Here is an 827-nt window from a genome sequence, read left to right as displayed (position 1 = left end):
GGCTGGCCGGGTGGCGCGGGCGGATACGGGTAGCCCCCGGGCGGCTGCCCTTGTCCGGGCTCGGATGCGCGCGCCGCGTCGGCCAGGGGGCGCTCGAGTTCCCGGATGCGCTCTTCCGGGTCGTCCTGCGAGTTCATGGACAGATGCTCCCACCCGAACGAGTCCAATGGGTAGTTTCAGCACCGTGCCCGACTTGCCGAACCGCCAAATCCTGTTGCGTCGCCGCCCGACTGGTCTGGTCCAGCCCGAGGACACCGAGCTCGTCACCAGGCCGGCGCCCGAGCCCGCCGAGGGCGAGGCGCTGCTGCGCACCACCTACGTCGGGCTCGACGCGGCGGTCCGCACCTGGCTGAACGACCAGCCGGGCTACCTGCCGCCGGTGCAACTGGGCGAGGTGATCCGGGCAGCCGGGATCGGTGAGGTGGTGGCGACGCGCTGCGACGCCTTCGAGATCGGCGATGTCGTCACCACGCTGTCGGGCTTCCAGGAGTACGTGATCATCCGCGACGACGTCTTCAGCACGCCGGTGCCCGGCCAGGGTGCGGTCGACCAGCTGGCGGTGATGTCGGTGTACGGCCCCACCGGCGCCACCGCCTACATCGGGATGATGGACATCGGCCGGCCCCAGCCCGGGGAGACGGTGGTGGTGTCGGCCGCCGCGGGCGCCACCGGCTCGGTGGCCGGGCAGATCGCCAAGATCGCCGGCGCGCGGGTGGTGGGCATCGCCGGGGGCCCGGAGAAGTGCCGGGCGGTGGTGGAGGACTTCGGATTCGACGCGTGCATCGACTACAAGAACGACGACCTGGCGGCGGCGCTCAAAGAGCATT

1 protein-coding gene is annotated in these 827 nt (G+C 71.5%); it reads left to right on the top strand.

The window, feature by feature from the left end; all coding sequences use genetic code 11:
* Nucleotides 1–184: 184 nt before the first annotated feature.
* A partial coding sequence (locus tag A5673_RS16295; RefSeq protein ID WP_197518396.1) for an NADP-dependent oxidoreductase occupies nt 185–827 on the top strand: 643 nt, incomplete at its 3' end.

The sequence above is a fragment of the Mycobacterium sp. E3198 genome (assembly GCF_001667015.1).
Taxonomy (GTDB): Bacteria; Actinomycetota; Actinomycetes; order Mycobacteriales; family Mycobacteriaceae; genus Mycobacterium.
The sequence above is the reverse complement of the archived record's forward strand: the minus strand, read 5'-3'. Positions and strand labels throughout refer to the sequence as shown.